Here is a 26,533-nt window from a genome sequence, read left to right as displayed (position 1 = left end):
CCAGTCTCAATGGCCATTCAGGCCGTGGAGGCGGGGCTTTTTTTAATGGATTGTTCACTGAGCTTACCGTTGCCGGTGGTTGGTTGCGGGGATAATACAAACCATTTACACGGAACATACGGGTCCTTTACATGCTTTCCTTACACTGAGACTAGTTTTTAATAAGGGAAGTGGCAAGATGTCAATTAAATTGGATGGCCTCAGTAAGGCATATCACGCTGAGGATTGGGTTTTACGCGACGTTCAAGCGGAAATCGAAAGTGGTGAGTTCTTCGCTATCGTCGGCCCGTCAGGATGTGGGAAAAGTACGTTATTACGTATGATTGCTGGGTTGATTCCCATTTCGGCAGGCGAGTTGACCATCGATGGTCAAGTCGCAACGAATCTGCCGCCCAAGGATCGTAAGCTCACGATGGTGTTTCAAAGTTACGCGCTCTTTCCGTTTCTATCGGTCACAGATAACGTTGGGTTTGGACTGAAAGCTCGTAAGTTCCCAGCAGCTGAAGTGGCTGACCGCGTCAATCGAGCCTTGGAACTGGTCAACCTCACCGAATTCAAGGATCGTAAGCCCCGCGACCTTTCCGGTGGGCAACGGCAACGGTTCGCACTGGCCCGTGCGGTGGCCAGTGACGCCAAGATTTGTTTGATGGACGAACCGCTCTCGAACCTTGACGCCCAGTTGCGGGTCAAGATGCGTACCGAATTGCGGAACCTCCAGCAAAAATTAGGCTTGACCGTGATCTACGTGACGCATGATCAGGTGGAAGCCATGACTATGGCTGACCACATCATGGTGCTACACGACCGCCACGTGCAACAGATTGGGACGCCCCTCGAAATCTATAGCCAGCCAGTCAACACGTTCGTGGCTAGTTTCTTCGGGGCTCCCCGGATGAACCTCTTGCCGGCACGGGTGAGTGGCGATGAAGAACTGACTTTGGCCCAGACGTTGAAGTTGCCTCTACCCCGCCCCTTAGCGGTAGCTGATTACACAGTTGGGATTCGGCCCAACGCCTTGACCATTCTGCCGCGGGACACCGCGACACCTAACGTGCAAGTCCAGACGGTAGAGTACCTGGGCGCTAACATGCTACTAGAAACGCAACTGGCCGACGGGACGGCCTTGGAATTAGTGGGGGACCCCGCCATGGCTTATCGTCCCGGAGAACAACTAGCGGTCAAGATCACCGGGACGGTTTATGTGTTTGATGCACAAGGCCAGGCCCAATTCATTTTGAAAGAAGGTATGACCAATGGAAGCCGGACACAGCGTTCCCAAGTCGCAGCCAACCGTTAAGTCCTTTGCCAAAACAGCAGCCAAGGGCTTTAACGTCCACGTCAATGATAAGTATTATGCCGCCGCTTTTTTAGGACCATCGCTCCTGATTTTAGGCGTGTTTGTCTTTTACCCGATGGTACGGACGCTCTATTTGAGCTTGTTTTTAACCAATAATGTGGGGCGACCGACTGTCTTTGTGGGCTTAAAAAATTACGTGAGCTTGTTGACCTCGGCGGCTTACCGAGCCAGTCTTACGGCAACGGGGTTCTACGTGGTCGGGGTCGTCGTTTTGACCCTCGCGCTAGGTATCTTGCTGGCGCAAGCGACCGTTCAAAAGCTGGCCGGGATTCAGTGGTTCCGGACCATCTTTTCGGCGACGATGGGGGTCTCGGTCTCGGTCGCAGCCATTTTCTGGCTGTTCATCTTTAGTCCTTCGGTCGGGTTATTGGACCAGATTGCCGCCTTCTTCCATTTACCGGTGATCAATTGGTTGACCGATCCCGGCTGGGCGATGGTCGCCATCATCGTTTCGACGGTCTGGATGAACCTCGGTTTCACCTTCTTGATTCTCTTTGGGGCCCTCCAGATGGTGCCCCCGACGTTGTACGAAGCAGCAGATATTGAAGGGGCGTCTAAGAGGTACCAATTCTGGCACGTGACGTTGCCGATGATTTCACCTACGCTGTTCTTTACCGCAACGGTCACGTTGATCGGGGCGTTCAAGAGTTTCGGGCTGATTGATCTGATGACCGCCGGGGGGCCGAACAATGCGACGAACCTGATGGTCTACCAAGTTTATAAGGATGCCTTTTTGACCGGGAACTATGGCATGGCTAGTGCCGAGTCGATCATTTTGGCTCTGGTCATTGCCTTGTTCACGTTACTGCAATTCAAATTCCTCGAAAAGCGGGTGACTTACTAATGATGAGTCTGACCAAAACGCACAAATCCCTTCGGTATCTAGGCTTGGGACTCCTGGCTCTGTTAATCTTAGGACCATTTATTCTTGGTTTCTGGACCAGTTTGATGCCCACGGCTGATATTGCCAAGGGGATTCTAATCAGTTCCCACCTTTCGCTGGCCAATTACGTCGATGCGGTGCAACAGACAGCCATTCTGCGGTATCTGGTCAACAGCCTGGTGATTTCGACGCTGACCATGTTGGCGCAGGTCTTATTCTGTTCACTGGGGGCTTACACGTTCGTCTTTCTTAAATTCAAAGGTCGAGATTTCCTATTCTACGTCATTTTAGCGACCATGATGCTCCCATTTGAAGCTGAGGTGATTCCAAACTTCGCTACGGTTCGGTTCTTGAACCTGTTGAACCATTACGCGGTCATGGTGATTCCGTTTCTGACCTCGGCCTTTGGCATTTTCATGTTGCGCCAGGCATTTCGCCAGATTCCCGGGGAACTCAAGGAAGCCGCCGATATCGAGGGCCTGAATCACTGGCAATTCTATTGGCGCGTGGCGTTACCTTACGCCCGCATTAGCATCTTCACGCTGGCGGCTTACAGTTTTCTGGAAAGCTGGAACCAATACCTCTGGCCGATGTTGACCACGTTTAGCGATAAGTTTCGTCCCGTGCAAGACGGTTTGCGGCAACTGCAGTCCCAAGAAACCTTCAACAATTGGGGGATGATCCAAGCCAGTGCCGTGATCGTAGTGATCCCAACGTTATTAGTTCTGTTCGTTGGGCAGCACTACTTCAAGAACGGGTTGAACGAAGGGGCCACGAAATAATGCGACGGATACGTAACTGGGAACGCTGGGGATTAGCTGGCCTGTGTCTGATTATTGTGGCTGCTATTGGCTTAGGGTGGGCCACGCATCAGCGGGCGACCACGGCTCAGGCCAATACCCGGACGAAAGTGGTTTTTTGGCACGAAATGACCGGTCCTGCCCAGCAAGAATTATTGACGTTGGTCAAAAATTTTAACCACTCACAAACAAAGTATGAAGTCGTTCCCGAATTTGAAGGGAACTATAATGAGGCGGTCCAGAAGATCATCGATACTCACGGGACTGATGCCTCACCGGCGGTCTTCCAATCGATGGATATCTCGACTAGCCAGTTGCACCACACGGGGTACACCACGCCGGTCCAAAAGTTTATCGACGAGGACCATTATCCGGTCCAAAAGATTGCGTCGGGGGCCCGCGCCTTTTACGCCAATAAAGGAGTGCAACTCTCGATGCCGTTCAATACGTCACAACCGGTCCTGTACTATAACGCGACGTTACTGAAAAAGTACGGGATCACGCCACCGCCGGTCAACCCGTCGTATCAGGATATCACCCGGGTGGCGACTCAGTTAATGACCCGCTCGCATAAAAAGGTCCAGGGGATCACCGTGGAAATCTATGGCTGGCTGTTCGAACAGTTCCTGGCTAACTCGGGGGAGTCATTAGCTAACCGGGAAGACGGGCATGCTGGGACCCCAACGGCCGTTAACTTCACCGGACCGGCGGCAGTCCAGACTATGCAGTGGATCCAAACGAATTTGAAGCGCGGCAGCTTCGTGAACTACGGGGCCGGCGCCAACGCTGTTAATAACGAAACGGCGAGCTTCTTATCGGGCCGGTTGGGGATGTTTCTCCAAAGCTCGGCTACGATTGGGCAACTGACCAAGGGTAACCCGGACAAATTGGGCATCACTTATTACCCGCATCCGGATGGTCAAAAAGCCAACGGAGTCGCCATTGGGGGCGCCTCGCTGTGGATCTCTAACGACAAGACGACCCACGTTCAACGGGGGGCTTGGGACTTCATCAAGTACTTGCTGACGGCTAAGAATCAGGCGGCTTGGCAAGTTGCGACCGGGTACTTGGCGTTGAACAAGGATTCGCAAAAGGAACCGGAATTACAGGCACTTTATCAAAAGTTGCCGGCAACTAAAGTTCCAGGAGAACAATTGCGCGCCGCTACGCCGAACAATACCAACTCGGGTATCTTTTTACAGGGCTTGATTCAGGCCCGGATCCTGACCCAAACGGCCATGGAACAGATTTATCAGGGGAGTGACCCACAAAAAGCATTGGCTACCGCCCAGAAATCAATGAATAGTTACATCAGCAATAATAATCGGTCTAACGGCTATTCTTGAGTAAGTTAAGGTGGCGTTGATCAGTTAAAAGAAGGGTTATGAGGAGGAAAATTATGGCAATCCGCACGGCAATTTTTGGCCACCGGGGGTATCCAGCGCAATTCCCAGAGAATAGTTTAGCCGGGTTCGACTATGCGTTGGCCCACCACATCGATGGCTTGGAGTTTGATGTTCAACTGACGAAGGATCGAGTCCCCGTCATCATGCATGACGAAAAGCTCAACCGGACCACTGATGGCAAAGGGTTCATTAAGGATTACACCCTAGCGGAACTACGACAGTTTCACTTGGATCGTGGCGAAGTAATTCCCACGTTAGCGGAACTGTTAGCGTTAGTGGGCGACCAGGATGTGCAGCTCAACCTAGAGTTTAAGACCAACAAAGTTCGCTACCCAGGGATTGAGAAGATCGTTTTGGATATGCTAGATACCGTGACCCTTGCGCGGCCCGTGATTTTCTCGTCGTTTTACCTGCCATCCTTAAAGGCTTGCCAGTTGTTGGCACCCGACGAGGCTTGTTGCTGGTTGACTGGGAAACCGGTGGTGAACGCCAAGGCGTTTGTGACTAACGAACACCTCGAGGGATTACATTTAAAGCATTACCAAGCCGATATTCCGGTAACGGAACGAATTTGGACGGTCGATGAGCCTGCTGAAGCTTATGAGTTGTTTCAGCAACAAGTCGCTGGTATTTTCACGGATGATTTTATGACCATGACGCGGTTACGTGACCGGATGTTATTGGTCAAATAAGACTGTTACCCCTCAAGATAAAATTCAGAACACGCGTTCGTTTGCAGTTAAACGAGCGCGTTTTTCTGGTATAATAGAGCAAACTAGGAAGGGGAGAAAGCGACGTGTTTGTGCCATTACAAGTCTTCAGCACCTACAGTCTGTTACAAAGTACCAATCGAATCACCGAATTGGTGCAAACGGCGAAACAACGGGGCTACACGGCGTTAGCTCTGACTGATAAAAACGTCATGTACGGCACGGTAGCCTTTTATAACGCCTGCCAAACGGCTGGAATCCAACCGTTACTGGGGTTGACGTTGACCACGCAGGGACTGGTGGTCAACGGGGAAAGCGAACTCAACTGGGTCTTCATTGCCCGTGACTTCACGGGATACCAGCAGTTGATGCAGCTGACGACAGCCTATCAGGTCGGCGAAGCCCCCGTCGACTTAGCGCGACAATCAGCGAATTTGACCCATCTAGACGTAATCGCTCCGCTGGATAGCGAAGTTCACCAATTGTTGGTTGCGGGGGATGCTCCGGCAGCCGTTCAGGTGGTCCAACGCTTACAACAATGGGTCCCCGCAAAACACCTGTATTTGGGTGTCGCTGCAGATACCGCTTTGGTTCTCCAGGATGGGTTATCGGCGGTCGCTGAGCAAACGCAAACCACGTTGGTCGCGTTGAGTCCGGTGACTTATTTGAACCGCGAAGACGATTTCGCCGTAAACGTGCTTCGGGCGATTGCGGCGGGGGCCACGATTGATGACCCCCAAACCAAACAGCACGAATTAGGCGACCATTGGTTGATGCCGGCGGCGGACCAGACTAATCGGTATGCGGGTCAGCTAGCGGCAGCGGCGACGGCGACCGGGCAGTTGGCGGCCGATGTGCAGGTGACCTTGCACTTTCAACAGCCACAATTACCCCAGTTTCCAACGCCGCAACAGTTGAGTTCACAAGCCTACCTTCAACAACTTTGTGAGCGGGGACTAGCTGCGCGTTTGCAAGGCCACGCAACGGCAGACCGAGCCGCCTACCAAGAGCGGTTGACCCATGAATTGGGCGTGATCCACCGGATGGGCTTTGATGATTATTTTCTGATTGTCTGGGACGTCATGAACTTTGCGCACCGCGCTCATATCCAGACCGGTCCGGGCCGAGGCTCAGCGGCCGGGTCGTTAGTGGCGTATGCGCTGGCCATCACGGAAGTGGACCCACTGGCCTACCACCTGTTGTTTGAACGGTTCTTGAACGAGGAACGGGCCCAGATGCCTGATATTGATTTGGATATCCCGGATGATCGACGGCAGGAGGTCCTCCAGTACGTTCACGACAAGTACGGCCACGAACGAGTCGCCCAAATTATTACGTTCGGGACTCTGGCGGCCAAGGCAGCGTTACGCGACGTGGGTCGCGTCTTAGGCGTGAGTGCCTTTGAAATGAGTGATTGGAGTGCGGCGATTCCGAACCAGTTGCACATCACCTTGCAAGCTGCCTACCAACAATCGCAACGGTTGCGCAATCTGGTGGCCGATAGCGACCGCAATCGCTTGCTCTTTACTACGGCGCGACAATTGGAAGGCTTACCGCGAAATTACTCGACCCACGCGGCCGGTATCGTATTGAGCCAGGGACAACTGACGGATCTGGTGCCGCTCCAACCGGGGAGTGAAGGCTTGCTCATGACCCAGTATCCTAAGGACACCGTCGAAGCCGTGGGATTGTTGAAGATGGATTTCCTGGGACTACGAAATCTTAGTATCCTGGCGAACGCCCTGCGGTTAGTCCGCAAGCAAACGGGTCACGCACTATCCGTGAACGATATCGATCTCAACGATGCGGCGACACTCCAGCTATTTGCCCAAGGAGAGACTAACGGGGTCTTCCAATTTGAATCGGCCGGTATCAAGCGGGTCTTGCGCCAATTAAAACCCGATAGTTTTGAACTGGTCGCGGCCGTAAACGCGCTGTACCGGCCGGGGCCGATGGAAAATATCGGTACCTTCATTAACCGCAAACAGGGCAAGGAACCCGTGACCTATGCGGCCGATGCGTTGAAACCCATTTTAGGTCCCACCTATGGCGTCTTGGTTTACCAAGAGCAGGTTATGCAGGTAGCGTCAGCCATGGGGGGCTTTACACTGGGCCAAGCCGATTTATTGCGGCGGGCTATGAGTAAGAAGAAGCACCGGACCATGGATGCCATGCAAAAGCAATTCGTCCAGGGGGCCTTACAGAAGGGCTACTCAGAAGATGTGGCCCAACGCGTCTTCGCCTATATGGACCGGTTCGCCAACTACGGGTTCAACCGCTCCCACGCGGTGGCTTACAGTAAGCTGGCGTTTCAACTAGCCTATTTGAAGGCCCACTACCCGGGACCATTTTATGCGGCGTTGCTGAATTCGGTGATCAACGTCCCGGTAAAGACTAAGATGTACTTAACCGAAGCCAAACGCCACGGGGTGACCGTGTTACCGCCAGATATCAACCGCTCGACGGCTTACTTTAATTTGCAAGATCAGGCGATCATCTTTGGGTTGAGTTCGATCAAGGGCGTGCGACGCGATTTTTTGCGAGCGATTTTAGCCGAACGGCACGAGAATGGGCCGTTCAAGACCTTACATGACTTTTTGAACCGCACTGATCCTAAGTACCGCAAGGCCGACCTGTTGAACGCCATGGTCTATGCGGGGACCTTCGATCACTTTGGGTACAACCGGGCGGAACTGATTGCGGCGATTCCCGAATTTTTGAGCACGGTCGAACTTTCGGGCAACAACGTGGACCTGTTTGCGGCCTTAGCACCCAAGGTCCAACATCAACCCGATTTAGATTTGATGACCAAGCTTCAAAAGGAAGAAGCGGTCTTGGGCGCATATTTGTCCGGTCACCCGGTCGAGCAGTACCGGGACCTTAGGCGAAAGCTCCACGCAGTGCCAATCAGTGATTTGGCCAGTGTCCAGCGGGCCACCGTGGTGGTCTACGTCACGGGGATTCGCAAGATTCGCACCAAGCGAGGCGAGCCGATGGCGTTTCTCACCGGCAGCGACGAATCCGCTGATGTGAGCATCACGGTCTTTCCCAACCAATTTCGCCAAGCTAGCACCTGGTTAGCGACCGGTCAAGTCGTCGTGGTTACGGGCAAGGTGGAACGCAAACGCGGGCTGCAACTAGTGGCCAACCGTTTGTCCGCGGCTCCTCAGCCGGTGACGTTACCCGCGGGGGCTCGTTGGTTTATCCGCGTTGATGCCGATCACGATGACCGAAAAGTGGCGGCGCAATTGGCCCAGGTCTTGACCCAACATGCGGGAGATGTCCCGGTGATTGTGTATCAGCCGCAGACCGACCAGAAGCGAGTCCTGCCCCGGCAACAGTGGTTAACGGCTGATGCGGCCCTGACGGCATCGTTAGAACGATTGATGGGCGCCGGTAACGTCGTCTTTAAAAATGGATAGACCAATTTAAATAAAAATGCCTCTAGACTATTTATATTAGCTTTGATACGATTATACCAATAACTAATATCATTTAATTTGGAGGCTTTTTTCATGCAATTAAACGTGAAGCTATATTCGGATGGGGCGGAATTGACCGCCATGCAACAGGTCGCACAAACGGGGCGGGTGCAGGGATTTACCACGAATCCCAGCTTGATGAAGGCGGCGGGGATTACGGATTATTTGGCTTTTGCTCGGGCCGCCGTAGCTGCCTTTCCCGACCAATCGATCAGTTTCGAGGTCTTCTCCAGTGACCCGGATCAGATGGTAAAAGAGGCCCTGGTTTTGGCGGACTTAGGGAAGCACGTTGCGGTCAAGGTACCTATCATTCGCGCCACCGGTGTTGACAACACGGCGGTCATCCAACGATTATCGCAAGCTGGTGTAAAGGTCAACGTCACAGCTATCACGACACTTGAGCAAGTTAAATTGGCGGTTCAAGCGTTAAGTGAACGAACTGGGGGGATCGTCTCTGTCTTTGCGGGCCGAATCGCCGATACCGGAGTCGACCCGGTACCATTGATGCGGGCAGCTGCGAAATTATGCCACGCTAAGCCACGAATCGAGCTGTTATGGGCCAGCACTCGTGAAGTCTTTAACATCGTTCAAGCGGACCAAACGGGGTGCGATATCATCACGGTACCACCAAAAATTTTGGCCAAGTTACCGAAACTCGGCAAGAAAGCGCTTCAAGTTTCCCTCGACACGGTTAAGACCTTCGATGCCGACATCCGGGACCTGGGCTTCACGATTCCGACGCCGACGTCAACCACTAGTGAGTAATGGTGGGCTTATTTAAAGATAAGGAAAAACTGTAATTGGTTTGTCAAAATTCGATTGCGCGTCAACGGAAAACGCTTACTTTGAGAATTTGGCAACAAAGTCGCTGAAATTCAGCGAACATAGCAGACATAAATTTTTAAAAGTGCTAAAATACTTCTGGAATCAAATTTGTGCTGAAGATTTTGGTCTACCAAACTTTCTGTTTGGCGACCGAATTCGTGCCAATTCTAAAGGAGAGATTTTTCTAATGAAGAAAACCAAGATTGTAAGTACCCTTGGTCCTGCAAGTACTGACGTGGATACCATCGTTAAGTTGATCGAGGCCGGAGCTAACATTTTCCGGTTCAACTTCTCCCATGGTGATCACGAAGAACACCTTGGCCGTTTGGAAAACGTCCACAAGGCGGAAAAGATTACTGGTAAGACTGTCGGCATTATGCTGGACACGAAGGGTGCTGAAATCCGGACGACCGTTCAAAAGGGCGGCAAGCTCCAATTCAACACTGGCGACGAATTCCGTATTTCCATGGATGCTTCCTTAGAGGGAACGAAGGACAAGATTGCGGTCACTTACCCTGGCTTGTTCGATGACGTCCATGAAGGTGGCCACGTCTTATTCGACGATGGATTGTTAGACACGGTCGTTGAAAAGAAGGACGATGCTACTAAGGAATTGTTGGTTAAGGTTCAAAACGACGGTGTCTTAGGTTCCCGGAAGGGTGTCAACGCCCCTGGTGTTTCCATCAACTTACCTGGGATCACGGAAAAGGACTCCGACGATATTCGCTTTGGTTTGGACCACGAAATCAACTTCATCGCTGCTTCCTTCGTTCGGAAGCCACAAGATGTGATGGACATTCGTGAACTGCTCGAAGAAAAGCACATGGAACACGTTCAAATCTTCCCAAAGATCGAATCTCAAGAAGGTATCAACAACTTTGACGACATTATCAAGGTGTCCGATGGGTTAATGGTTGCTCGTGGGGACATGGGGGTTGAAATCCCAACGGAAAACGTCCCGTTGGTTCAAAAAGCCCTCATCAAGAAGTGCAACTTGTTAGGTAAGCCAGTTATCACGGCTACCCAAATGTTGGACTCCATGCAAGAAAACCCACGCCCAACGCGTGCCGAAGCTTCTGACGTGGCTAACGCCGTCTTTGATGGGACTGACGCTACCATGTTATCCGGTGAAAGTGCCAACGGGGAATACCCAGTTCAATCCGTTGCAACCATGAACCAAATCGACATCAAGGCTGAAAATGCTTTGGCTGACTTTGGTCGTGACAACTTGAGCTTTGACAACGGTGACGTCACCGAATCTATCGGGGCTTCCGTTGCTCGGGTTGCGCAACAATTGGGTGTTAAGACTATCGTGGCGGCAACCGAATCAGGTTACACGGCCAAGATGATCTCGAAGTACCGGCCAAACGCGAACATCTTAGCGGTCACTTTTGATGACCGGACTCGGCGTGGCTTAATGGTTAACTGGGGCGTTTACCCAATCGTGACCGAAAAGCCATCCAACACCGATGAAATGTTCGACTTAGCCGCAGCTAAGGCCGTTGAAACGGGCTTGGCTAAGGAAGGCGACTTAATCCTGATCACCGCTGGGGTTCCAGTTGGCGAACGAGGCACGACGAACTTGATGAAGATCCAATTGATTGGTTCCAAGCTCGTTCAAGGTCAAGGTGTCGGCGACGATACGGTCATCGGTAAGGCAGTGATTGCCAACTCTGCTGCTGAAGCCAACGCCAAGACCGTTGAAGGTGGTATCTTGATTGCCAAGAACACCGACAAGGACTACTTACCAGCTATCGAAAAGTCCAGCGCCGTTATCGTTGAAAACGGTGGGTTGACTTCTCACGCCGCAGTCGTTGGAATTTCCATGGGAATTCCAGTGATCGTGGGCGCTGCTGGGGCCAGTGATAAGATTTCTGATGGTGAATTGATTACGGTCGATTCTCGTCGGGGAATCGTTTACCACGGTGCTTCTAACGCACTTTAAGCGACATTAAATTAATGATTGAAACGGACTTGCCAATTGGTGAGTCCGTTTTTTTACGGGTCGACCGGGAGAAAAACGGCTTTTTTGCGTCGCGCCCCTCGCTAGTTGGGAGATTTCCGTGTAGAATACAAGTTAGCGACTTTGAGAACGAACGGCAGTGGCCGGTACTAGGTACTTGATTTATCCGGTACGGTCCACAAAATCGATCGATTGAGACCCGGATGGGGTCATTCCCATCCAGAAACGAGGAAATTATGGAAAACTTATTAGGCCGTATGATTACGGGAAGTGTGACCGACGAAAACGAAACGGACTATTTCGTTCAAGCGGAAGGCACCACTTTTCGGCTGGCCAAGCAAGAAATCAAAAAACCTTTGAGAGCGGGGGCCACGTTTAAGGGCTTCGCGTACGAAAGTGAAGATCATCATCTGACCATTACCCGGAACGCCCCGCAGGTCCAGGTGGACCACTATGGTTGGGGCACGGTAGTCCGGAGCCAGCGAACGCTCGGAGTATTTGTGGACATCGGCTTGCCCAACAAGGATATGGTCGTCTCGTTAGATGACCTGCCGAGCATGATGGAACTGTGGCCACAGCAAGGTGACAAGCTGTTGATCGCGTTGCGCGAAGACCACAAGCAACGCCTTTGGGGCGTACTGGCCGACATGGATATCTTCCATGCGATTGCACAACCGGGTAAGAAGCGGATGGAAAATGCCAACGTGACGGCGACCGTGGTCCAAAACAAACTCGTCGGGACCCGAGTCATGACCGACCACTACGAGTTGGGGTTCATTCACCCGGATGAACGGGACGTTGAACCGCATTTAGGGGCGGAAGTCCACGGGCGAATCATCGGCGTGCACGACGACGGGACGTTGAACTTATCCTTAAAGCCTAGAGCCTACGAAGCTATCGATGACGATGCCGCCATGTTGCTGGCGGCGTTGGAACATAGCGAAGCTGGCCATTTAGAGTTCAGCGACAAAAGTTCGCCGGCCGCAATTCGGGCCTACTTTGGCATTAGCAAGGGCCAGTTCAAGCGGGCCATCGGCCACCTCTTAAAGGACCGCAAGATCACCCAACACGACGGACAGCTTTGGTTGGTCACCGATCAAGCGACCGACGATTCGGCACCGCAGGCTTAAGTAAGGGGGCGGTCGGGTGCGACCATTTGAAATGGCGATTGCGGATTTCACCCATTATTTGACGGTCGAGCAGGGCTTGGCCCGAAATTCGGTGACCAGCTACGCCCAGGAATTACGCGAACTAGCGGCGTATTTACAGCACCGGCAGATAAACGATTTTAAGGCTTGCGACCGGTCCCAGTTGATGGCGTATTTGGCGACGCTCACCCAACAGGGAAAATCGCGGAATTCGGTGATTCACGCGGTCTCGGCCCTGCGAAAATATTACCGATACTTGATGGAGACTCATCAGCTCACAGAAAACCCGATGGCTAACGTGGCCGCCCCCAAGCACGCCGAACATTTACCGGCGGTCTTGACGGTCGCCGAGGTCACCCGGCTTTTAGCGACGCCCGACGTGACCACGAAATACGGGGTGCGCGACCGCGCAATGCTGGAGGTCCTGTACGCCACGGGTTTGCGGGTCAGCGAACTCGTGCATTTGAAGCTCAGTGATTTGCACCTGGAGATGGGCCTCTTGCAGACCCTAGGTAAGGGAGGCAAGGAGCGCATCGTCCCCATCGGCGACGTGGCTTGTGACTGGGTTACCCGGTATCTCAAGACCAGTCGCCTGGTTCTATTGAAGCGGCGGACCAGTCCATATTTGTTCTTGAACGCTCACGGCGGCGGCTTGACCCGCCAGGCCATTTGGCAAAAGATCAAGCATTACGTGGCGTTAGCGGATATCAAAAAAGACGTAACGCCCCACACCCTGCGCCACTCGTTTGCCACGCACATTTTGGAGAACGGGGCTGATTTGCGGGTCGTGCAGGAATTGTTGGGGCACGCCGATATCACCACGACACAGATTTACACGCACATTTCGAAGCAGCGCCTGGCGGCCGTCTATGACCGGTATCACCCCCGGGCCTAACGCGAAAATTGGAGGCGCACGGATGTTATTAAAGTATCGGAGTGACTATCAAAAAATTGCGATGGGAATTATGAGTTTGTTACCCGCATTTAAGGACTGGGACCGACTCCAACAGGAATTGACCTGGTACCAGGGCGGTGACGACCGCACGTTATATTTATGGAAAGACCAGTACGATGATTTTGCAGGGGTCGTGGGAACCGAACTGCAAGCCAATTACATCATCGTCCGGCTGGTCGGGCTGATGCCGGACAAACAATCGACCACCAATGAATGGCAAATGCTCGACCAACTCGCGACCGCGACCCCAAAACAGCGACTGATGGGGACCCTCGCGACATCACAGATTATTGCAAAGTGGGAATTTCAGCATGGACAAAACCACCTCGACCGGCCAGCCACTGATTCAAGTCAGTGACTTTGAAGGCCCATTAGATCTTTTATTACACCTGATTAAAACGAATAAAATGGATATTTACGATATCCGCATCACCACCATCACCAGTCAGTACTTGACTTATTTACACCAGTTACAGACGTTGCGGTTGGACGTTGCTGGGGAATACTTCGTGATGGCGGCTAATTTGATGGCTATTAAGGCCAAACTCTTACTGCCGAAGCCGCAGACCTTAGCCCCGGCGGATGATGACGATGAACCTGATGATCCGCGGGCCGAATTGGTGGCCCAACTAGTCGAGTATCAGCGTTACCAACGCGCCGCGGCCGTGTTAAAAAAACGCGCGCAAGCACGTCAACAACACTTCACCCGTCCAGCCATGCCGGTGCCGGCAGATACGCCGTTGACCGTGGCTCCCGGAGTAACGGTCAACGATCTGCAAGCGACGTTGATTCACTTAGCGCACCGAGCGACCGCGACTCGGCCGGTGACCCAGCACGTGGCATCGGAACATTTCACAATCAAGCACCAGATGCATACGGTCCTACAACGATTGCTGAGGACAACGCGACCGGTAGCTTTTGACCGGTTATTTGGGCCGGCACCAGTCTTAGACGAAGTCGTGACGACCTTTTTGGCGGTACTCGAATTAGCTCGTCAGCGGCAGGTCACGCTACGCCAAGCCAGTCGGTTAGTGCCACTGGAAGTTAGTGCACGTCAAGAAGGGGGCTTGGTCGATGACACCACTCGCACAGATTGAAAGCTTACTGTTCGTCAGCGGTGACGAGGGGATGACGGTTGCCGATTTGGCGACCGTGACCGGGCTATTACGCCCGGCCATTTTGGCGAATCTAGAGCGGTTGGCCGAAAAGTATACGGCCGATGAGAATTCGGCTTTGGAACTGATGGTCAATGACACCACGTATCGTTTGGTCACTAAGGCGGCGCTCAGCCCCGTGATTCAGCGCTACTTTGAAAGTCCACTGAGTACGGCTTTGTCCCCGGCGGCCTTAGAAGTTCTGGCCATCATTGCTTATCGGCAACCGATTACCCGAATCGAAGTTGATGAGATTCGGGGCGTACAGAGCACGTCGACGGTCCAAAAACTGGTTTTGCGCCGGCTGATCGAACCTGCTGGGCGGTTAAATGAACCAGGACGGCCCAAAATTTATCGGACCACCGATTACTTTTTAGATTACTTCGGCTTAAAACAGTTACAAGACTTACCCCCATTACCGGCTGCGGCGACCCCCGCTGAAGCCAACGGCGATGAAGGGGACTTGTTTTTACAGGCCTTTAACCAACAATTGAATTCAGGAGATGACAAGACATGGAACGACTCCAAAAAGTCTTAGCCCACGCGGGAGTAGCCTCCCGGCGGCAAGCGGAGAAACTGATTATGAGTGGCCACATCAAGGTCAACGGAGCCGTGGTGACCGAACTAGGGACCAAGGTGGGCGTGCACGATAAGATCTTAGTCGATAACGTCCCCATCACAACGGAAACACCGGTATACATGCTGTTGTATAAGCCCCGTGGGGTAATCTCGACGGCCCACGACGAGAAAAAGCGGCGGACGGTCGTGGACTTGATTGAAGACGTGCCCCAACGGATCTACCCGGTCGGCCGTCTGGATTACGACACGTCAGGCCTATTGCTTTTGACGAACGATGGGGAACTGGCGAATCGGTTGACCCACCCCCGTTACGAAGTCGAGAAAGTTTATGTGGCCCGGGTCACGGGGATTCCCAGTAACGACGCCATGCGCCAGTTGCGTCAAGGAATAACCGTGGACGACGATCACTATGCACCGGCAAAGTCCAAGGTCCTGAGCGCGGACAAAAAGAAACAGACGGCGATCGTGCAGCTCACGATTCATGAAGGGCGCAACCATCAGGTCAAAAAAATGCTGGAGGCCGTGGGGTATCCCGTTGAAAAACTAAAGCGCGAGCAGTACGGTTTCCTGACTCTCAAGGGTTTGCAGCCGGGAGAGTCCCGCCACTTAAAACCCGAAGAATTAAAGGAATTAAAACGCCTCACGGGCTTAACAAAGTAAGTGAAAGTCTTGACAAACTTTAAGAAAGTTTGCATATTAAGTGTGTAATTAAAATTAATTAGGTTCATCTTCAAGGCAGGGTGAAATTCCCGACCGGCGGTAAAAGTCCGCGACCCACAGCGATGTGGTTGATTCGGTGCAATTCCGAAGCCGACAGTAAAGTCTGGTATGCAGAAGATGAGACGTTGCTCTTTGCGCTTCCTGACGTAATCAACAAGGTCTTGCCCTTCTGCGGCGAGGCCTTTTTTGGTCCCGCCGTGTGTGAGATGACCGTAAGGAGGAACAGAGTTATGGAAAGTCGACAACAGGGAATTAGCGTTCGCGCGATGGTCGAGATGGCGTTGTTTGCAGGGGTGTCGTACGTCCTGATGTTTATTTCGTTACCGATTATCCCGATTGTGCCCTACATGAAGCTCGACTTCAGTGATTTGGTGGTATTACTTGGGATGAGTATTTTCGGCGCCGGGGGTGCGATTTTGATTGCAGCGGTTAAGGAACTGCTCTACTTCGTGTCAACGGGGCTAGACGTCATGAACTTCATTGGAATCTTCACGGCGTTTATTGCGGACATCGTGTACATCGTGCCGATCAGTGCCGTGTTGAAGCATAAGCCAGCGACGCTTTCCCGGCAGGTCTTAGCGGTTATTGCGGGGACTTTGAGTTTGACGATTGTGTTGTCGCTCGCTAACCTGTGGTTCATCACGCCGTTGTACTTAAAGGTTTGGGGCATGTCCTTGAGCTTGCCCGTTCCGAAGTTGGTCCTGTTTGGTATCGTGCCATTCAACCTGATCAAGGGGGCCGTCCTGGGCTTCCTGTTCATCTTGTTGCATAAGCGTCTCGGTAATTGGCTCGGTCAGCATCAAAATTAAAAATTTCATGTAAAGTTTTGTTGAAGGGGGTCGACCGTGTGGTTGGCCCCCTTTTGATTATGGTAAACTAAAGAAGACTAAACGAACGAAAGGGGGGAGTGCGGTGACACCGCAAGACCTATTACAGTTGTTAAGCCAGCGGCAGGTGCGGCGCTTGCGGGTGATTGAGAATCTCTTACGGGGCCGTAAAACCGTGTCCACTCTGTATTGGGGGCAACGGTACGGACTCCTCTACTTACTAGGCCTCGATAAGGCGTTACAGCGGGGCGCGTTGGACCAGGTAGCGCAGACTTTGGTGACCCAACGATTAGCCGCCTGGACGCAAGATGAGCAGCCCCAGTTACGACTAACGCCAGCGGGGCATACGCAGCAACAGGCGACGACTTATTATCACCCGCAAACGGCTTTGACCTGGCCACGAGTTGATTTGAAATTAGTGACGCAACGACTCTTTTTAGCTGTCCAGGTGGTCTCACAGTACGCCCATCATAACGTGCAGTACTATCCTTTGATGACGGATCTCGCGACGCAGCAAGCGGTTCGACAGTGGTTTCACCAAATTAAAAGCACAGCTTTAGCACAAATGGTGCTCACGGCTTTGACGCACAGTTTGACCCAATTGCCAGAATTGACGGCGATGGTGACAACGGCTGGTTTGAGTGGGTATCAGCAACCTGGCCAGACCACGGCCCAGCTAGCGCGGACCTACCAAGAATCGGCCTGGGAGATTTACTTACGGCGAGTCGACGGGGTGATTCAAATTGCGACCGATGCTCGAAAGCGTGACCATCCGTTACACCCCCTCTTGGCACCGGCCTGGCAAACGCCGGTGACGCGTAGTGCGCAAGCCACGTTAGCTGCTGTGACGACCACGTCGTTATCGTTAGATCAGGTCGCTCAACAGCGGCACATCAAACCCAGCACGGTGCGCGAACATCTGTTAGAAGCCGCCATCATGTTGCCGGTGACCGCGGTGCCTTACGACCGCTTATTGCCGCAGACGACACGCCAGGACCTGCTCGCAGCATTGCCCGGAGCACTAGATGACTGGGAATATATGGCGTTGACGCCAGAACTGCAGGCACGTTACGATTTTTTCACCTTTCGGTTACTCGCGATTTGGTGCGGAAAGCAAGGTGAGATGGCATGATGGAATCATTGACGGCGAGTTTGAAACGTGGCTTCGGGCACACAACCTTTCGTGAAGGACAACAAGCCGCCCTAACGGCACTTGAACAACACCAGGATACCTTGGCCGTTCTTCCGACTGGAGCCGGTAAAACCTTAATTTATCAGCTCTACGGGTACCGGCATGCTGGTTGCGTCCTTATCGTGTCACCGTTGTTAGCGTTGATGACCGACCAAGTCAACCGGATGCGCGTGGCCGGGTTTCGCCGGGTCGCAGCCATTACGTCGTTGACCAGTTACGCGGAACGCCAGGTGATTTTGGCCCACTTCGCGGACTATCAGTTCTTATTCTTGTCGCCAGAGATGTTAGCTCAGCCCACGATGTTGGCGCAAGTCCAACAACTGCGGCTCAGTTTGCTAGTGATCGACGAGGCCCACTGCATCGTCCAGTGGGGACCGGATTTTCGGCCAGAATACTTATTGTTGGGGGCAATCCGGGAAAGATTGGCACGACCGTTGACGTTGATGTTAACAGCCACGGCCGATTCTGCCACCCAACACGAAATCGCCAAACAGTTGCGCACAACGCCGCAGATCATCACGGAATCCATTGACCGGCCAAACATCTTCCTCGATGTGGAGGCGGTCGCTAACGATGCTGAGAAGCGGGAGCGCCTCTTACAATTGGTCTCTCAGTTAGTTTTTCCGGGAGTGGTCTACTTCTCAAGCAAACAACTGGCCAGCGACATGGCCCAATGGTTACAGGAACAAACGGGGTTACCGATTGCTGCTTATCATGCGGGTTTGTCCAGCGAGGATCGCTTTAAGATTCAACAACAGTTTATGGCAGGCGAATTGGCAGTGATCTGTGCGACCAGTGCGTTTGGGATGGGGATCGATAAGAACGATATTCGCTACGTGATCCATTACCACTTGCCCACTGATTTAGGGAGTTACGCCCAAGAAATGGGCCGAGCTGGCCGGGATGGGCAACAGAGCTTGGCCGTGTTATTGTCGGCGCCGGGAGATGAACGCTTGCCACTGACCTTGATGGAGGCCAACCGGCCCGATGACACGACCATACAGCGGTTTTACGCCCATCCGCAGGCTTTCGATTCCGATGATCCGGGCATCGCTCTGTTGACGTTTTACTATCAACATGGGATTTCGCTGGCAGCGGTGCAGACGTTATTTACCCGTCGTGAGCAAGAACGGCATCACGCACTGGCCCAAATGCTGGCGTATGCCCGTGAACCAGATTGTTTGCGTGACCGCTGGTTAACGGCATTTGGACAGGCGGACTCGACACACACGGCGAAGTGTTGTGCCCCGGCTAAGGTCCCATTAGACTTAGCTGCCCTTGGCTTAAAACGGACGGTTCAACCGGCGGTAAACCCCGTCACACTGGACTGGCGCGCCCGTTTAGAAACGCTATTTTTATCGAATAATTAAGGAATTCAACGATGGGGTATGGTACAATTACCGGTGGAAGTTTTTCAGGGAGGTTAGATGATGAGTCAGAAACGTGACGAGCAAACGCCTAAGGACCAAACGTCGCGGCCGTGGGAACAGTCGTTTGCTGATGATCGGGACGATCAGGGGAACCTGTCGCGAACGAAGACGCGACGCCAAAATCATAGTAATACCATGGTAACGGTCATTTTGGTGGCTATTATTATTGTTATTGCGGCGGCTTCATTGGTTTACGGTCTGGCCCGGCAGAGTTCGGTCAATCGGCCCCAGAACAACAATACGGAGAAGGTCGCCGCCGGCTCGTCGAGTTCTAAGTCGACGAGTGCCAAAAGTTCGAGTCACCACGCGAAGAAACAAGCGACCAAAAAGGCCAAAGATAGTTCGGATACGAAGACGACAACTGCTAGTTCGACGGAGACCGCGACTAGCAGTTCTTCGGCTGCCGACACCACGACAACAACTTCGAGTAGTCAGGCGGCATCCAGTAGCCAGGCGACCTCGTCGTCCAGCAGCAGTACCAGTAAAAAGTACACCACGGTTGAATCTGGCCAAGGGGTCTACCGGGTCGCAACCAATGCGGGTATCTCGGAACAGAAATTACTAGAGCTGAACGGGTTATCTTCTGGGGCGACGGTCCATCCAGGCCAACGGTTACGGATTCGTTAATCAACCTTTAAAATCATTTTAATTATAGGAGTTAGACAGTATGGCTAAGCAAGGGTTACAAGTTGCCATTGATGGGCCGGCCTCCGCAGGGAAGAGCACGGTTGCCAAAATTGTGGCACAACGTTTTCATTATATTTATTGTGATACCGGGGCGATGTACCGGGCCATCACGTGGAAGGCACTGCAAACGGGAACTGATTTAGGCGATGAAGCCAAAATCGCCGATTTACTCGCACACAGCGAGATTCGGTTTGAACCAGGGACCCCGACGCAAAAGGTCTTCGTCGACGACACCGAAGTGACGTTAGCGATTCGGCAACCGGACGTGACCAATTCGGTCTCACAGGTGTCGGCTTTACCTGCAATTCGTAAAGAACTTACGTCGCGCCAACGGCAAATTGCGGCCGAGGGCGGCATCGTCATGGACGGTCGCGATATCGGCGCTACCGTGCTACCTAACGCGCAGGTCAAAATTTTCATGGTGGCGAGCGTGGCAGAACGGGCGCAACGCCGATTGAAGGATAATGCGGCTAAAGGCATCACCACACCTTTAGCCACGTTGAAGCACGAAATTGAAGAACGGGACCGGAAAGATTCGACTCGAGCTGTTTCTCCGTTGACCCAAGCAACCGATGCCATTCGGTTAGATACCACGTCATTATCGATTGAACAAGTGGCGGATCGGATCGCTGAAATTATTCGCGAAAAAGAAATGCAAGAGAAATAGGCATTTTACTAGCTTTTATCGCTATAATCAGATAAAATGGTGTTTAGAGTTGTCGCAAGGAGGAAATATTCGCATGAGTGAAAATGGCACGAGTCAAAACAATGATAACAACGATTTGCTAAACGCGTTGAATAACGTGGATAACGTGAAGGTCGGCGATGTTGTTAAGGGTGAAATCTTAGCAATCGACGACGATCAACAAGCAATCGTTGGAATCGGTGAAACTGGAATCGAAGGGGTCGTTCCGCGTAAGGAACTCTCCACGAAGCCAGTTGATGATATTAAATCAGTAATTAAAGTCGGGGACGTTTTAGACCTCGTCGTAATCTCACGGATTGGTAACGATAAGGAAGGCGGAAGCTACTTGCTTTCCCAATGTCGTTTGGAAGCCCGGAAGGTCTGGGACGATATTCAAAAAGAATACGAAGCCGGTCATACGTTGACGGTTCCAGTGACCCAGGTCGTTAAGGGTGGCTTGGTCGTTGATGCTGGTGTCCGGGGCTTTGTTCCGGCATCCATGGTTTCTGACCACTTCGTTGAAGATTTGTCCCAATTCAAGGGTCAAACTTTGGAATTCAAGATCGTGGAAATCGAACCTAGTGAAAACCGCTTAATCTTATCCCACCGGGCCATTGTTGAAAAGCAACGCGCTGCGCAACGGGAAAAGATCATGGCTGAGTTACAAGCTGGTGACACGGTTGAAGGTAAGGTTGCTCGTTTGACCAACTTCGGTGCCTTTGTAGACCTTGGCGGTGTGGACGGGTTAGTTCACGTTTCCGAAATCGCCTACGAACGGGTTGAAAAGCCAAGTGACGTCTTGAAGGTCGGCCAAGAAGTGAAGGTTAAGGTCTTATCTGTTGATCCAGACCGGAACCGGATTTCCTTGTCCATCAAGCAAACCTTACCAGAACCTTGGGAAGGCATCGAAGACAAGGCCCCTCAAGGCAGTGTCTTAGAAGGTAAAGTTAAGCGCCTGACCAGCTTCGGCGCCTTTGTGGAAGTCTTCCCTGGCGTTGAAGGGTTAGTTCACATTTCCCAGATTTCTCACCAACACATTGCGACGCCAGCTGACGTCTTGCAAGTAGGTCAAGAAATCAAGGTCAAGGTCTTGGACGTGCGGCCAAACGATCACCGTTTAGCGTTGTCCATCAAGGCCTTGGAAGAAAAGCCACAATCTGGTGACGAAGGTCGCGACAACGGCAACAACCGGCCACGGAACAATAACCGCGGCAATGGTGGTTCCCGTTCACGCCGGAACAACCGGAACTCTGCTGAAACTTCAACGGCTAACGCCCCAGAAGAAAGCACTGGCTTCTCTTTAGGTGACCTGATTGGCGACAGCCTGAAAAAGGACATCGAAAACCAGGAAAATAACAAAGACTAGTTAAAAGTCGAGTTAAAAGGGTCTAGAGCGAAACTTGAAGAGTTGCGTTCTGGATCCTTTTCTTGTCGGTTAAAAAACATTGCTAAAAGGAGGGATGACGATGGCTTATCCCGTAGTCGCCATTGTTGGTCGGCCAAACGTGGGTAAATCTACCCTGTTTAATCGGATCGCTGGCGAACGCATTTCCATCGTAGAAGATACGCCCGGGGTCACCCGGGACCGGATCTATGCCCCAGCAGAGTGGTTGGGGACGGAGTTTCGGATGATTGACACCGGAGGGATTGATATGGGTGACGAACCGTTTCTCACCCAAATCACCCAGCAGGCAGAAATTGCCATCGATGAGGCCGACGTGATCGTGTTGGTGGCTAGTGCCCCGGAAGGTGTCACGGACGCTGACGAAAAGGTGGCCAAGATTCTCTATCGCTCGAAGAAACCGGTGATTTTGGCGGTCAACAAAGCCGATAATCCGGAGGTTCGCGAAACAGTCTATGACTTTTACGCGTTAGGCTTCGGAGATCCCTATCCCGTTTCGGGGGCCCATGGGTTAGGTTTAGGGGACCTCTTAGACGAAATCGTGAAGAACTTTCCGACCGATGATGGGGCACCGAAGGACGATTCGATTCGCTTTAGCTTGATTGGCCGGCCCAACGTGGGGAAATCTTCGTTGGTCAATGCCCTGTTGGGCGAAGAACGGGTCATCGTTTCTGACATTGCTGGGACCACCAGAGATGCCATCGATACCAAGTTCACGGCCAATGACACCCGCTTCACCATGGTCGATACGGCTGGGATCCGTAAGCGCGGGAAGGTCTACGAGAACACGGAACGTTACAGTGTGATGCGGGCCATGCGTGCGATTGACGATTCTGACGTGGTCCTGGTGGTTTTGAACGCCGAGGAAGGCATCCGGGAACAGGATAAACGGGTCGCCGGATACGCGCACGAAGCGGGCCGGGGCATTATTATCTTGGTCAATAAGTGGGATACCCTGAATAAGGATAATCATACGTTGACGGATTTCGAAAACCTGATTCGCGCTGAATTCCAGTACCTGAGTTACGCGCCGATTCTCTTTGTGTCCGCTAAAACCGGCCAACGGTTGGACCAATTGCCGGCACTGATCAAGCGTGTGGCCACTAACCACAAGCAACGGGTCCAGTCTGCAACGTTGAACGACGTCATCATGGACGCGATTGCCTTGAACCCGACGCCTTCAGATAACGGGAAGCGGCTACGGGTCTACTATGCGACGCAGGTCGCGGTAGCACCGCCGACCTTCGTGGTCTTCGTCAACGACCCGAAGATGATGCACTTCTCCTACGAACGTTTTTTGGAAAACCAAATTCGGGAACACTTCGATTTTGAGGGGACCCCGTTGCACCTAATCGAACGGGCGCGAAAGTAGTGTTTAGCCCCGCGATGTCAACCTTTTCGTCGAAAAATCGGCGAAAATGACGAAAATCATAAAATAATGCGGGAATCTGCTTAAAAAATGCCGTTATCCCTTGTCATATAAGGATTCCTGTGCTATCTTTGATAAAGAAATGATGCGGTTTCCCCGTATTTGTTTCATCATTTTTGGACCACTCAAAAATGATCACTAGATGGCCAACGTCTAATCTTCTGTTCAGGAGGTGAATTCAAAATGGCAAACAAAGCACAATTGGTTAGCGATGTTGCAACTGCAACGGGTTTAACTAAAAAGGACGCAACGGCTGCAGTTGATGCAGTCTTCGATTCTGTCCAAGCAACGTTAGCTAAAGGCGAAAAGGTTCAATTAATCGGCTTTGGTAACTTTGAAGTCCGTGAACGTGCAGCTCGTAAGGGCCGTAACCCACAAACTGGACAAGAAATCCAAATTCCTGCAAGCAAAGTCCCTGCGTTCAAGCCAGGGAAGGCTTTAAAGGACGCCGTTAAATAATTAACCTTAACTATTTAATGGATAAAAGGCCAGCCCGGTCGTCGGACTGGTTTTTTATTACGCACCGATAATAAGTTGAAGAGTTGTAATTTGATGAGCTGAGGAGGCCAAAGCAGATGAGTTACGCACAAACCGCATTGGATCAACTGGAAAAGGGACAACTCGCGGCGTTTAAGAAGCAGTACGCGTTAGCACTGCGGCACGATGACGATGACACGCTGTTTAGCTTAGCGGAGGAGCTGTATTCGTTAGGCTTCTTGAACCAGTCCCGGCGAATTTATGAAAAACTGTTGGCGAAGTACCCCGATGAAGACGAGTTACGGACTAACTTAGCCGACATCGCCATCGATGAGGATAAGAACGATGAGGCTCTCGATTATTTGAACCAGGTCAAGCCGGATTCGCCGGCGTACGTCCAGTCCTTGATGGTCGCTGCAGATCTGTATCAGACCCAGGAACTCTTTGAGGTCAGTGAACAGAAGCTCCTGACGGCCAAGAAATTAGCCCCCGACGAGCCGGTAATCACCTTTGCGCTGGCCGAGTTATACTTCACTATGCGCGAGTTCCGGAAGGCCATTCCACTGTATTTGGATTTGATCAAGGCTGGCACGACCAGTCTATCGCGGGTGAACTTGGTTGAACGGCTCGGAGTGGCTTATGCCAACGCGGGGCGGTTTGAACAGGCTATCGGCTACCTCAAGCAGATTCACCCCGGGGACATGACGGCAGACGTGAAGTTTGAGACGGCCTTTACCTACCTGCAACTCAAGGAACGGCCGAGCGCCATCCACTTGTTTGAAGAACTCAAGGATAGTGACCCGAATTACACGTCGTTGTACCCGTATCTAGGGCAATCCTTAGAAGAAGAGAATCGCCTTCCCGAAGCGCTGACCACGTTACAGGAAGGCCTCGGTGTCGACCAGTACAACGAGAAGCTCTGGCTTCAGGCTGCCCACGTGGCGACTCGGCTCGATGACGAGAAATTAGCTGAGAAATATTTGAAGAAGGGCCACGGCCTGGATGCTGACGATTTGAGTGCCGTTATTCAGTTGAGTAACTTGTACGTCAAGCAAGAACGCTGGGACGAAAACGTGGCGTTGGTCCGGCCGTACCTGAGCGAAGATGGGGCGGACCCGCAACTTTACTGGAACCTGGCCGTTACGGCGGTCCATCAGGAGGACTTTGCTCATGCGCGGCAGTACTACGACGCAGCGGCACCGTTCTTCATGGATCAACCGGACTTTTTGAAGCCAGCCGTCTACTTCTACCGAGAAGAGGGCGCCCGCGACCAAGCCGTCAAATTACTAACGGCTTACGTCAAATTAGTGCCGGACGATGCCGACATGGCGTTACTGCTGGATAGCTATCACGACGAAGATATCGATTAAAGCTGAGAGAGGGATTGTTGCCGGTGCGGAACAATCCTTTTTTTAATTGAGCAGTTATATAAAAATTACTTTAACTTAAACCATCACCAAAAACAAGCAACCGCAAAACCCGCGGTTGCCAGAAACCAAACCGGCAAAACCGGTCAACGCTTAATTCGGTCCCAGAGACGCCGTTTGGGGACCGCAAAGCTGAAGCCTTCTCCCAGGGCCTCGGCGACGCTAATAATCGACACAAAGGCGTGAGGATCGCAATCCGTGATGATTTGCCGCAGAGTGTGTAACTCGTGCGGGGCTACCACCACGTAAATAATCTTGCGTTCCCGGTGAGAATAGCCGCCTTCACCATTCACTAGACTCACGCCCCGCTGCAAACGGTCCATGATGGCGTTGGTGATGACCTGGTATTGGTCCGAGATGACGATGATGCCCCGTGCTGCGTAGGCACCTTCTTGCGTGAAGTTGACAATACGCGTCATAATGAACGAATAAATCAGGGTGTAGGCCATGTGGGGAACATTGATGTAGACTAACGAAATCAGTAAGATAATGACGTCTAACCAGAGTAACGACTGACCCATGGGAACACCTAAGAAACGTTCCAGGATCCGAGCGACGATATCAGTCCCGCCGGTCGTGCCACCATAACGGTAAATCAATCCGGACCCAAAGCCCCCAGTGATGCCAGCTGCCAGGGCCGCCAACAAAAGGTCTCCCCGTAAATCGATAGCGATGGGGACCCGTTGCCAGATCCACAAAAAGACCGAGAGCATGACGGTGCCATAAACGGTATAAATCAATGATTGCTTGCCCAAGTAGCGGTATCCGATGGCCAACAAGGGGACGTTGATGAGAATCGTGGAATAGGCTGGGTCGAAGTGAAACAGCGCCCGAATGATCAAGGTAATCCCGGAGATACCACCATCTGCAAAATGATTTGCAATGTTAAAGAACACTAAGCTGAACGCCAAGGCCTCACACCCTAAGCCAATCATCAGCAGGTCCAACACCCGAATTTTTTCCTCTTGAACTTGTTGCATACCATGTCCCCTCCA

At 52.2% G+C, this 26,533-nt stretch carries 24 protein-coding genes and 1 riboswitch; of the genes, 23 read left to right on the top strand and 1 reads right to left on the bottom strand.

The genetic code is table 11. From position 1 onward, the window contains the following. Positions 1-178: 178 nt before the first annotated feature. The 23 genes from DXH47_RS02360 (at position 179) to DXH47_RS02250 (ending at position 25,481) form a co-directional block, all read left to right on the top strand. Positions 179-1,297, top strand: coding sequence for an ABC transporter ATP-binding protein (locus DXH47_RS02360; RefSeq protein ID WP_129031479.1), 1,119 nt, complete (start codon positions 179-181; stop codon positions 1,295-1,297). Then, a complete protein-coding gene (locus tag DXH47_RS02355) occupies positions 1,254-2,201 on the top strand; it encodes a carbohydrate ABC transporter permease (protein ID WP_129031478.1) in 948 nt (315 codons plus the stop codon). Before DXH47_RS02360 ends, DXH47_RS02355 begins: the two co-directional genes overlap by 44 nt. Beyond that, complete coding sequence (locus DXH47_RS02350) at positions 2,201-3,022, top strand: carbohydrate ABC transporter permease (protein ID WP_129031477.1); 822 nt, start codon at positions 2,201-2,203, stop codon at positions 3,020-3,022. Before DXH47_RS02355 ends, DXH47_RS02350 begins: the two co-directional genes overlap by 1 nt. Continuing rightward, on the top strand, positions 3,022-4,386 hold the full coding sequence (locus DXH47_RS02345; protein WP_129031476.1) for an ABC transporter substrate-binding protein: 1,365 nt from the start codon (positions 3,022-3,024) through the stop codon (positions 4,384-4,386). The genes DXH47_RS02350 and DXH47_RS02345 overlap by 1 nt, the downstream gene beginning before the upstream one ends. Positions 4,387-4,439: 53 nt before the next feature. Then, the gene (locus DXH47_RS02340) at positions 4,440-5,138 is read left to right on the top strand and encodes a glycerophosphodiester phosphodiesterase family protein (RefSeq protein WP_129031475.1); all 699 of its coding nucleotides are present in this window, start codon (positions 4,440-4,442) and stop codon (positions 5,136-5,138) included. 104 nt (positions 5,139-5,242) lie between these two features. Beyond that, entirely contained in the window at positions 5,243-8,578 is a 3,336-nt protein-coding gene (dnaE, locus tag DXH47_RS02335; RefSeq protein WP_129031474.1) for a DNA polymerase III subunit alpha, read from the top strand. A 93-nt stretch (positions 8,579-8,671) separates the two neighbouring features. Further along, positions 8,672-9,403: a transaldolase gene (locus DXH47_RS02330; protein WP_129031473.1), complete on the top strand. Its 732-nt coding sequence runs from the start codon at positions 8,672-8,674 to the stop codon at positions 9,401-9,403. Between the two features lie 247 nt (positions 9,404-9,650). After that, entirely contained in the window at positions 9,651-11,408 is a 1,758-nt protein-coding gene (gene pyk, locus DXH47_RS02325; RefSeq protein WP_129031472.1) for a pyruvate kinase, read from the top strand. 254 nt (positions 11,409-11,662) lie between these two features. Next, entirely contained in the window at positions 11,663-12,556 is an 894-nt protein-coding gene (locus DXH47_RS02320) for a CvfB family protein (protein WP_129031471.1), read from the top strand. Positions 12,557-12,587: 31 nt separating this feature from the next. Beyond that, on the top strand, positions 12,588-13,469 hold the full coding sequence (xerD, locus tag DXH47_RS02315) for a site-specific tyrosine recombinase XerD (protein ID WP_129031583.1): 882 nt from the start codon (positions 12,588-12,590) through the stop codon (positions 13,467-13,469). 22 nt (positions 13,470-13,491) lie between these two features. Continuing rightward, a complete protein-coding gene (locus DXH47_RS02310; protein ID WP_129031470.1) occupies positions 13,492-13,887 on the top strand; it encodes an N-acetyltransferase in 396 nt (131 codons plus the stop codon). Further along, the gene (locus DXH47_RS02305; RefSeq protein WP_129031469.1) at positions 13,841-14,626 is read left to right on the top strand and encodes a segregation and condensation protein A; all 786 of its coding nucleotides are present in this window, start codon (positions 13,841-13,843) and stop codon (positions 14,624-14,626) included. The genes DXH47_RS02310 and DXH47_RS02305 overlap by 47 nt, the downstream gene beginning before the upstream one ends. Continuing rightward, a complete protein-coding gene (gene scpB, locus DXH47_RS02300) occupies positions 14,604-15,221 on the top strand; it encodes an SMC-Scp complex subunit ScpB (protein ID WP_129031468.1) in 618 nt (205 codons plus the stop codon). The genes DXH47_RS02305 and scpB overlap by 23 nt, the downstream gene beginning before the upstream one ends. Continuing rightward, on the top strand, positions 15,197-15,922 hold the full coding sequence (locus DXH47_RS02295; protein WP_129031467.1) for a pseudouridine synthase: 726 nt from the start codon (positions 15,197-15,199) through the stop codon (positions 15,920-15,922). Before scpB ends, DXH47_RS02295 begins: the two co-directional genes overlap by 25 nt. Positions 15,923-15,984: 62 nt before the next feature. Then, a riboswitch (FMN riboswitch) is annotated at positions 15,985-16,105 on the top strand. Between the two features lie 107 nt (positions 16,106-16,212). Next, positions 16,213-16,791, top strand: a complete 579-nt coding sequence (locus DXH47_RS02290) for an ECF transporter S component (protein ID WP_129031466.1) — start codon at positions 16,213-16,215, stop codon at positions 16,789-16,791. Between the two features lie 103 nt (positions 16,792-16,894). Continuing rightward, complete coding sequence (locus DXH47_RS02285) at positions 16,895-17,941, top strand: helix-turn-helix domain-containing protein (protein ID WP_129031465.1); 1,047 nt, start codon at positions 16,895-16,897, stop codon at positions 17,939-17,941. Beyond that, entirely contained in the window at positions 17,938-19,371 is a 1,434-nt protein-coding gene (locus DXH47_RS02280) for a RecQ family ATP-dependent DNA helicase (RefSeq protein WP_129031464.1), read from the top strand. The genes DXH47_RS02285 and DXH47_RS02280 overlap by 4 nt, the downstream gene beginning before the upstream one ends. A gap of 60 nt (positions 19,372-19,431) precedes the next feature. Further along, entirely contained in the window at positions 19,432-20,058 is a 627-nt protein-coding gene (locus DXH47_RS02275) for a LysM peptidoglycan-binding domain-containing protein (protein WP_129031463.1), read from the top strand. Positions 20,059-20,098: 40 nt separating this feature from the next. After that, positions 20,099-20,785, top strand: coding sequence for a (d)CMP kinase (gene cmk, locus DXH47_RS02270; RefSeq protein WP_129031462.1), 687 nt, complete (start codon positions 20,099-20,101; stop codon positions 20,783-20,785). A 73-nt stretch (positions 20,786-20,858) separates the two neighbouring features. Continuing rightward, entirely contained in the window at positions 20,859-22,169 is a 1,311-nt protein-coding gene (gene rpsA, locus DXH47_RS02265) for a 30S ribosomal protein S1 (protein ID WP_129031461.1), read from the top strand. Positions 22,170-22,269: 100 nt separating this feature from the next. Further along, entirely contained in the window at positions 22,270-23,577 is a 1,308-nt protein-coding gene (der, locus tag DXH47_RS02260; protein WP_129031460.1) for a ribosome biogenesis GTPase Der, read from the top strand. Between the two features lie 240 nt (positions 23,578-23,817). Beyond that, entirely contained in the window at positions 23,818-24,093 is a 276-nt protein-coding gene (locus DXH47_RS02255) for an HU family DNA-binding protein (protein ID WP_011667553.1), read from the top strand. 116 nt (positions 24,094-24,209) lie between these two features. Continuing rightward, positions 24,210-25,481 carry a tetratricopeptide repeat protein gene (locus DXH47_RS02250; protein WP_129031459.1) on the top strand — a complete coding sequence of 424 codons (1,272 nt, stop codon included), beginning with the start codon at positions 24,210-24,212 and terminating at the stop codon, positions 25,479-25,481. Positions 25,482-25,624: 143 nt separating this feature from the next. Here DXH47_RS02250 and DXH47_RS02245 read toward each other — a convergent pair whose 3' ends face one another. Continuing rightward, entirely contained in the window at positions 25,625-26,518 is an 894-nt protein-coding gene (locus DXH47_RS02245) for a YitT family protein (RefSeq protein WP_129031458.1), read from the bottom strand. Between the last annotated feature and the right edge of the window lie 15 nt (positions 26,519-26,533).

Origin of the sequence: Levilactobacillus suantsaii (assembly GCF_004115745.1) — a bacterium.
GTDB lineage: Bacteria > Bacillota > Bacilli > Lactobacillales > Lactobacillaceae > Levilactobacillus > Levilactobacillus suantsaii.
This window is presented reverse-complemented; position numbering and strand designations above follow the sequence as displayed.

What these genes read in the sequence shown, in the direction of transcription:
- DXH47_RS02360 (WP_129031479.1), top strand. Translation starts at nt 179, where the DNA reads ATGTCAATTAAATTGGATGGCCTCAGTAAGGCATATCACGCTGAGGAT.
- DXH47_RS02355 (WP_129031478.1), top strand. Translation starts at nt 1,254, where the DNA reads ATGGAAGCCGGACACAGCGTTCCCAAGTCGCAGCCAACCGTTAAGTCC.
- DXH47_RS02350 (WP_129031477.1), top strand. Translation starts at nt 2,201, where the DNA reads ATGATGAGTCTGACCAAAACGCACAAATCCCTTCGGTATCTAGGCTTG.
- DXH47_RS02345 (WP_129031476.1), top strand. Translation starts at nt 3,022, where the DNA reads ATGCGACGGATACGTAACTGGGAACGCTGGGGATTAGCTGGCCTGTGT.
- DXH47_RS02340 (WP_129031475.1), top strand. Translation starts at nt 4,440, where the DNA reads ATGGCAATCCGCACGGCAATTTTTGGCCACCGGGGGTATCCAGCGCAA.
- DXH47_RS02330 (WP_129031473.1), top strand. Translation starts at nt 8,672, where the DNA reads ATGCAATTAAACGTGAAGCTATATTCGGATGGGGCGGAATTGACCGCC.
- pyk (WP_129031472.1), top strand. Translation starts at nt 9,651, where the DNA reads ATGAAGAAAACCAAGATTGTAAGTACCCTTGGTCCTGCAAGTACTGAC.
- DXH47_RS02320 (WP_129031471.1), top strand. Translation starts at nt 11,663, where the DNA reads ATGGAAAACTTATTAGGCCGTATGATTACGGGAAGTGTGACCGACGAA.
- xerD (WP_129031583.1), top strand. Translation starts at nt 12,588, where the DNA reads ATGGCGATTGCGGATTTCACCCATTATTTGACGGTCGAGCAGGGCTTG.
- DXH47_RS02310 (WP_129031470.1), top strand. Translation starts at nt 13,492, where the DNA reads ATGTTATTAAAGTATCGGAGTGACTATCAAAAAATTGCGATGGGAATT.
- DXH47_RS02305 (WP_129031469.1), top strand. Translation starts at nt 13,841, where the DNA reads ATGGACAAAACCACCTCGACCGGCCAGCCACTGATTCAAGTCAGTGAC.
- scpB (WP_129031468.1), top strand. Translation starts at nt 14,604, where the DNA reads ATGACACCACTCGCACAGATTGAAAGCTTACTGTTCGTCAGCGGTGAC.
- DXH47_RS02295 (WP_129031467.1), top strand. Translation starts at nt 15,197, where the DNA reads ATGGAACGACTCCAAAAAGTCTTAGCCCACGCGGGAGTAGCCTCCCGG.
- DXH47_RS02290 (WP_129031466.1), top strand. Translation starts at nt 16,213, where the DNA reads ATGGAAAGTCGACAACAGGGAATTAGCGTTCGCGCGATGGTCGAGATG.
- DXH47_RS02280 (WP_129031464.1), top strand. Translation starts at nt 17,938, where the DNA reads ATGATGGAATCATTGACGGCGAGTTTGAAACGTGGCTTCGGGCACACA.
- DXH47_RS02275 (WP_129031463.1), top strand. Translation starts at nt 19,432, where the DNA reads ATGAGTCAGAAACGTGACGAGCAAACGCCTAAGGACCAAACGTCGCGG.
- cmk (WP_129031462.1), top strand. Translation starts at nt 20,099, where the DNA reads ATGGCTAAGCAAGGGTTACAAGTTGCCATTGATGGGCCGGCCTCCGCA.
- rpsA (WP_129031461.1), top strand. Translation starts at nt 20,859, where the DNA reads ATGAGTGAAAATGGCACGAGTCAAAACAATGATAACAACGATTTGCTA.
- der (WP_129031460.1), top strand. Translation starts at nt 22,270, where the DNA reads ATGGCTTATCCCGTAGTCGCCATTGTTGGTCGGCCAAACGTGGGTAAA.
- DXH47_RS02255 (WP_011667553.1), top strand. Translation starts at nt 23,818, where the DNA reads ATGGCAAACAAAGCACAATTGGTTAGCGATGTTGCAACTGCAACGGGT.
- DXH47_RS02250 (WP_129031459.1), top strand. Translation starts at nt 24,210, where the DNA reads ATGAGTTACGCACAAACCGCATTGGATCAACTGGAAAAGGGACAACTC.
- DXH47_RS02245 (WP_129031458.1), bottom strand. Translation starts at nt 26,518, where the DNA reads ATGCAACAAGTTCAAGAGGAAAAAATTCGGGTGTTGGACCTGCTGATG.